This is a genomic window from uncultured Blautia sp. (genome assembly GCF_902497045.1).
Lineage (GTDB): Bacteria > Bacillota > Clostridia > Lachnospirales > Lachnospiraceae > Blautia_A.
Genome location: NZ_CABVDF010000139.1, coordinates 1 through 7,387 on the forward strand (window position 1 = coordinate 1; position 7,387 = coordinate 7,387).

3 protein-coding genes and 2 pseudogenes are annotated in these 7,387 nt (G+C 42.6%); all 5 read right to left on the bottom strand.

Annotated features, from left to right (window positions below):
* Positions 1-118: 118 nt before the first annotated feature.
* The gene (locus RDS42_RS10145; RefSeq protein WP_308783562.1) at positions 119-1,969 is read right to left on the bottom strand and encodes an AAA family ATPase; all 1,851 of its coding nucleotides are present in this window, start codon (positions 1,967-1,969) and stop codon (positions 119-121) included.
* Between the two features lie 425 nt (positions 1,970-2,394).
* The gene (locus RDS42_RS10150; protein ID WP_308783563.1) at positions 2,395-5,049 is read right to left on the bottom strand and encodes an ABC transporter permease; all 2,655 of its coding nucleotides are present in this window, start codon (positions 5,047-5,049) and stop codon (positions 2,395-2,397) included.
* Positions 5,046-5,600: pseudogene (locus RDS42_RS10155) on the bottom strand (ABC transporter ATP-binding protein); the annotation flags it as partial. The pseudogene RDS42_RS10155 and the gene RDS42_RS10150, both read right to left, overlap by 4 nt.
* A gap of 358 nt (positions 5,601-5,958) precedes the next feature.
* Positions 5,959-6,228 (bottom strand): annotated as a pseudogene (locus RDS42_RS10160) (DUF4314 domain-containing protein); the annotation flags it as partial.
* A complete protein-coding gene (locus tag RDS42_RS10165) occupies positions 6,200-6,946 on the bottom strand; it encodes a hypothetical protein (protein WP_195956084.1) in 747 nt (248 codons plus the stop codon). The gene RDS42_RS10165 and the pseudogene RDS42_RS10160, both read right to left, overlap by 29 nt.
* Positions 6,947-7,387 lie beyond the last annotated feature (441 nt).

The window sequence follows — 7,387 nt, forward strand, 5'->3', positions numbered from 1 at the left end:
TTTCCATGAAAAATTTCACCTCCACAGATATCATATACTTTTACCTCAGGACTGCAAGGCAACTTGCTGTTGCTAAACCCTGATCAGTTTATAAGGCAGGCTGTCTTCCCCTTCCGCTTTATTTTTTTCTGTTTTCAAAATAAATAAACTGATCTACAGCATCCAGAATATCCCGGAAATCCTCCCGTGGGGCAATCTCAATATACCGGGTCAGCAGCTCTGTTTCTTCTTTTTTATATCTGCTATAAAAAATATCATAAAGATTATGCCCCCTCATATAGATCCTGATTTCCTCCATGTGCGATTTTACATCTTCCGGAGTCTCCAGATCCCTGCCAAGTACCTCCCGGAGATTTTTTCCACTTTTGATCCTGTGAAGGTATTCTTTCCATTTTTCCAGAAAGATCTCATAAAATTCCTCTTCGGAACTGATGACCCCAAGCTGCGCCATGACCTTTGGATTAAAAAAGTAATTTTCAAAGGAATAATATTTCAGGATCAATACATTCCTCGGCATAACTCTGGGAAGTCTGTCTATATCCTCCAGATTTCTGTCTTCATAATATTTACACAGCTGACGCTGAAGCACTTCCCTGTCCTTGCCGTCCCCGTCCCGGATCATCAGGAAATTATCTTTCAGGTAGATCTGGTTCATATACTTCAGATTCGCATAGGTTTTGATATTGGTACAGCTGTTTGTTGTAATAATGGCAATCCTCTGAAGATTTCCCTCCTCGTCATGAAGTTCTGAATAATATTTTTTCAGAAGAAGCGGCAGCCTTGTTTTATCCTGCTTTCCTTCCACAATAAACACAAAATTCACGTTCATCAGGTCTCCGGCAGAATATCCCAGATCATCAAGAACTGCACTGATATCTGTTTTCTCACAGATTTTTGCGTATCCGTCTTCTCCCTGGATCATCTGGCGGATCTGTCTGCTGTTAAAGTTTGAAAGAAGATTGGCAGAATGGGTGGAAAAGATTACCTGGGCTGATCTGCAAAGACGGTACAAAATATCTCCGGATACCTTCTGCAGTCTGGGATGAAGAAATATTTCCGGATTTTCCACAATAATCAGATCTGCCGCGTCATCTCCTGTTTCCTCACAGGTTTCCAGAAGAGAAAGCATATAAATACTTCTCATACCTTTTCCCAGACAGCTGATCGGTTTATATTTTTCCTGTTTTTCGTCATAGACCTCTGCCGTTACCGAAAGCATTTTTTCAATATCACGGTTCATGGAATAAAAAATCTGCTCTTTTCCCCCGTTTTTCCGGAAGTTCTCATTAACCCGTTGTGAAAAATCATCCAGATTCAGCTGATACAGCTTATAATCCAGAAGCTTGGCGGTTTCAAATGCATTCAGTTCTTCTGTTGTTTTCTGGTTCAGATATCCAATACAGGAAAAACAATGGGTACATTTTTTTGCCCGGTCAAACATGCAGCAGTCCGAACGCATCTGTTTCAAAAGCTCATCCTCCTGAAGCAGCAGGATGTTTTCCTGGAGAAAATCCATCTTTCTCTGGGCTCCGATATAATACACCTTTGGAAAAACCTCTGGGATATAGCTGTTGTTTTTCTGATAACCGTCACTGTAGCGGATTCGTCCTTCTTTGTTTGCTGCAAACTCAAAGGTAAGGATCCCATCCTGATAGGAAGGAAGTTTCCGGCAAAAATCCTGATACCAGGAAGTATAATTCCGATATGGGCTGATAATCCGTTTTTCCTGCATCCGGGTAAGATCCTCTTCCGTGATCTGAAGTTTGACCCCAATCTCAATATTCGGAAAATCTTCCAGAAAATCCTCCAGACAGATCTGGTAATCGCCGCTTACTGCCCGAATAGCATCCAGAACCGCCGTCTTCCCTGTATTGTTCTGTCCTACCAGAATCAAAGCGTTCTCAATATCCGAAATATGAATACTTTTTATGGATTTAAAATTCCGAATCTGCAGGTCTGTGATCTGCATAACCTACACCTCCTCCGGATCAGATCCCTGTGATTGTCCAACACTTCACAGTTACGATCAGTCCCTTACTTTCTATGTTTTCTTTCATTGTAACCCGTGGAGAAGATATGTCAATCTGTAAAATAACTTTGTGTTTGTGAGGGTGAGGCAGAATATAATTTTTTGTCTGTAAAGGACATACAGAATTGGATTCTTCTCTTACACAAGCTGGTTCGAGCCTTGCGAGGCTTCCATCGGTAAGCCTGTGTTAGCTGCTGCCACCGAGCACGCTGTCTGAGCCGTCAGGCGAGTTCGTGCGAATGGCAGCAAATCAGCGCACAGGTTTACCAGGAAACGCAGCACTGCACATGATCTGCCTTTTTTCATATGCATCGTCTGTGGGTAATAAGAAACTTAAATCCGCTCCACTTTCACAAACAGAAATTTTACTCTGTATCCCTCAGCCGCTCTACGATACTTTCTTTTTTCATCCGCCGGTAGGAAAGTGAAGGTACCAGCACAGCAAGAACCGCCAGTATCGGCAGCATGATGACAAATGTCTGAAAGTTTGGGCGATAGGTAAAAAACAGAATCACATTGTTCAATGCCGTCATTATGATCCGTGAAAGCGCCATACCAAGGATCAGGCTGATACTGCCTGAGATCAGCACATAATACATACTTTCTTCCAGAAGCATCCTCTTTAGCTGCTGCTCTGTCATTCCGATACTGCAAAGAATCGCAAATTCTCTTTTTCTGGCAATAATTCCGGTAATAATGGAATTGATAAAATTTAAAATTCCCACAAAGGCAATCACTGCGCTTAATGCAATACCGATCATGCGAATAGAACTGTTCATGGTCTGGAAACCCTCCACCAGTTCGTCCTTGGAAAGATATCCCATTTCTTTGTTTACATTTTCCGAATAATCCTTTACCGTCTGTATAAAGCTGTCAAGATATTCCTCCTCTACCTCATAGGAAATACCAAAGCACCAGCTGCCCATAGCCTGTTCTACATCCTGTCTGGGGATCACCGCCTGTACACCGTTTACCGGAAAAGTCATATCCGTCATACTGCCGGGAATATCCACAATGGCCATGACCTTATACTCTGTTTCTCCCAGGTTTTCCCAGTGATAGCCAGTAACTTCTCCTGTTTCATCTTTATCCTCAATAAGTTCTGACTCCTCTGTGGGAACAAGCAGCTTTACCTTTTCCCCGGGCTTATAAATACTGGCACCTTCCGTATGGTCACCGATAATGTCTGTCAGAAGGATATAACCTCCCTGGACAAACTTTTCCACGTCCAGCTGGCCGTCCAGAACCTTCAGTTTGGAAAGAACAGCATCATCATACCCATAAGTACGGGTTTCCAGCTGTCTTCGATTTTTCACATCATCTATGATCGAGGAGGAAAAATCATCCTGCCGCAGAAGCCCCTGATCCTGAAACCTCTGGTATCGTTCCATTGCGGTATCATCTGTAAAAAGCGATACATTATTGTAAATCTGCCATAGCTCGTTTTTCGCCGTGACTCCCGGCTGTGCATCTGCCAGCTTCACATACTCCTCATCTATCTGATAATCTGCCACTTTTACCGCGCCGCTTCCAGTAAGATTTACTGATGCCAGAAGTACGTCGCCAAGAAGACGCTGTTCCAGATAGGAGTCTACTCGAAAGCTTCCTACGCCTGTAAGCACTATACATAAAAGTATCATGCTCATAGAAAGAGATACCAGTACCAGCGTTGTTTTTTTCTTATTTCTTCCCATATTTGACAAAGCCATCCGGTGTATCCGCGCGCCTTTTTCGGATTTCTTTCTTTTTTTACGGCTTCCTTTTCCTTCTGTATACCGGACCGCCTCCACCGGAGATACACTTCCGGCAATTTTTCCGGGCTTCCGGCAGCTGATAAAAACGGTCAGAAGGGCAAAAACGATTCCGAATACAGCTACCTGCGGACGGATTTTCAGGCTGATCCCCAGATCTGTATAGGAAGTAATCTCCATAACAAAGGGGAAAAGCAGTTCAGACACTCCATATCCTGCTGCCAGACCAATGGGAATCCCTATAATCGATAAGACCAGCGCCTGACGGCGGATTATGGCTCTGATCTGTTTTTTGGTGGTTCCCACTGTTTTTAAAAGACCATAAAAACGAATATCCTGAACCACTGAAATATAAAAGATATTGTAAATGATCAGATACCCGGTAAGCAGAATCGCCAGAAACACCAGACTCAGAATTGCCAGCATCAGAGGATCTGCATTTTCTGCACGATTCTCCATATAAGCCCAGTTTATTCCATAATCAATGGATTCTTCTGGTTTATATCCTTCTGCTGCTCCATCCGGATAATAACCGGCATCCCGGATAACGGCCCGTACAGCATCTTCACTTTCTGCAGGACTGTCAAAATACAGACCTACCGAATAAAGCCCTGCACCGGAATCCTGTGGATGTGCCATGCCCCATTCTTTCATCTCCTGATCGGTAAGCGTTCCTTTTAAATTTTTCCAGAAAGCTTCTGAAATATAAAGCTCTGAAGCATGACCAAGCTTATTTCCTTCATACCAGCCGCATACCCGGAAGGTTTTGCTGACTTTCTGTCCATGGAAAGTAAATTCCAGAGGTATGGCAGTCCCCAATTCATAGGGAAGCTTCATTTCATCCAGAACATAAGTATCCACAACGATATCATCCATTTTTTCCGGAAGACTTCCCTCCTTCAGTTCAATAAAAGAATTCTCCAGTTCTTTTTCTCCCTGTGCCAGACGGATCTCATACTGTCTCTTCACAAGGTTCTCCGCTATACCCAGGAAAATATTCCAGGAATAATCCTTTACCCGTTTATCTGCTGTTACCTGATTCATCTGCTCCTGGGTTACCCCTTTCAGCCCGGCATGAAAACGCCCTCCAACCTCCCGCATGGTAGTTTCCTGCATGGCATCTGAAATCCCCATTCCCATAGCTGCCAGAGCGGTAAACATCATACAGGTCAGAGCAATGGCAGCAACGGCAAAGCAGTTTCTCATTTTATTGTTTTTCAGGCTTCTTCCTGAAAGACGGCTGATCACCTTCTGATTGTTATTTCTCATAGCCCGTTCCCTCCTGTGATCTTCCCGTCTTCAATTCGAATCACCCGATCCGCCAGCTGCGCCATGGCATCGTTATGTGTGATCATCACAATGGTCTGCTGAAACTGTTCTCCCGTCAGTTTCAGCAGTCCCAGTACCTCCTGGCTGGTTTTGCTGTCCAGGTTTCCTGTTGGTTCATCTGCAAGAATAATCGCAGGTTTACTTGCCAGTGCCCTTGCTATGGCAACTCTCTGCTGCTGTCCTCCGGAAAGCTGGTTTGGCATGCTGTTCTTTTTTTCAAAGATGCCAAGCATCTCCATGATCTCTTTTATAAACCTTTTATCCGGTTTTTCTCCATCCAGTTCCATTGGAAGCACAATATTTTCATAAACATTTAATATGGGAACCAGATTATAGTTCTGAAAAACAAATCCTATATTTCTTCTGCGAAAAATCGTCAGTTCCGACTCATTCAGTTTAAAGATCTCTTTTCCGGACACAAACACACTGCCGGAGGTTGCATAATCCAAACCTCCCAGCATATGAAGGAGAGTGCTTTTTCCCTATCCTGTCAAGTAATATCCAAAAAAAATTGTCGATTTTTGCAATTAAAAGAAACCATTCTTATCGCTTCTTCTGTACTGGAAAAGGATTTTTCCTTTCCAACTCCTGTCCCTGCATTTCCATCTTTTTTATAAAGATGTGCTGCTGGCTGTCAGTTTCATATTGAATTGCCACACCAAGACCTTTTTTCATAAATGCAGCAACTCCCATATCTACAAAAGCCTCCTGCCCTTCTTTCTCCTGAAAACTGATTTTAGGGAAAGCCCCGGATAATTTTTCCCTAATATACAGTTCCATTTTTTCCAAACTCTCAAATGGCATAGCCTGTACTCTTTGTAATAGCTCCTGCAAACGTTCCTCTCTCATAATACATCTGCAATGATCAACACCAAATACCATAGCAAGGCTGTGTCCGCAATCCCAAGATACATGAATCTGTCCGGCATCATCTACAAACTGTACGGTTCCTAAATCACCGGGACTCAGTTTTACATACGGATCAGCTTCCATATCTTCCAACTCTACCCGACACCCCGGTGGGTACATATTTCTTAACACAATTCTTTCCGCATTACTTATCACTGTTTTCTTCCTTTCTCCAATCCGGCTACCGTCCCAAAGACTTATCTGGGACATTTCCCTCCAACAAATACTCTCTTTCTTTATTCCATTCCAGCACCTTTTCCATAGCAGCTTCCAACTGGTCTTCTGTCGTTTCTCTTGTATAGGTTCTATATTCCTGAAAATAGTCTTCCAAAGTGTTCTGCTGTATCTCCAGTTCCTCTTTATCATAACAATCCGGCTCTTCCAGCTCCTTCAACTCCTGCAAGATTTCCCAGCATTCCAAAACACTGTCTATCTCCCGCATTTCAAGCAGATAAGATAAAAATGTTTCCTCTGGCATAATACTGAAATAGCACCGGTCAAACCATTGCTCAATATACATGCGTTCATCAGAACCATTGGTATGTGTACCACAAATCAAATCTGCAACAAAGTTTTCAAATAGTTCACCGATTGATAGCCCAACTTTTCCAGACTTCCTACAGAGCTCTTCTACCTCATCTTGATACAACCTGATAGAAATAGTCCGCTTCAGGCTTTTTTCATAGGGTTCTATATCTTCCCCTGTCTCGCAGAAATGCAGATATGTATCCGTATAAATGTTTTCCATATCGCAAAATCTCCGGCTCATTGCCACATAATCTTTACTTTCCCGGTCCCATTCCAGCCGGTAATGATGTTCCCTTGCATGTTCCTCTAAATCTTTCCGTATGATATTTCTGGTTGCTTCCGGCAACTCCGCAATAAAAATGCTTGTATCTGGAACTGCTAATACTCTTTCTTTTACCACATTTGTCCTTACTTGTAACTATTTCTTGCACGCGGCAAATTCCCCAGTACGTCCATATAGAGGATAATTCCCTGCGAGTCCAGATGTACGGTAATAAATTTCTGTATTTCCTGTAACAGATCATGATCAGAAAACCCAGCCTGGCAGCCAATAAAATTCCTGATTTTTTCTACAATATCCCGTTTACGGAACTCTTGTAACACCAGAATCGGAATCGTGTGCTGACCTCCCATAGCATTATATGCTAGCTTTTTTCATAGTCTTTCCGTAAAATATGTTTCAAGATACATGGCTCTTCTCCCCTTCCTTCTTTTCTAAATTTTCTTCTAAATAAAAGAAGAGGAAGGCACCGCAGCGTTTTCCTCTTCTTTTATTAGTCTTTTCTGACTGTATAATCGTATTATAAATTACTTAGCATTACCGGCTGAAAATTTTTAATAT

What these genes read in the sequence shown, in the direction of transcription:
- RDS42_RS10145 (WP_308783562.1), bottom strand. Translation starts at nt 1,969, where the DNA reads ATGCAGATCACAGACCTGCAGATTCGGAATTTTAAATCCATAAAAAGT.
- RDS42_RS10150 (WP_308783563.1), bottom strand. Translation starts at nt 5,049, where the DNA reads ATGAGAAATAACAATCAGAAGGTGATCAGCCGTCTTTCAGGAAGAAGC.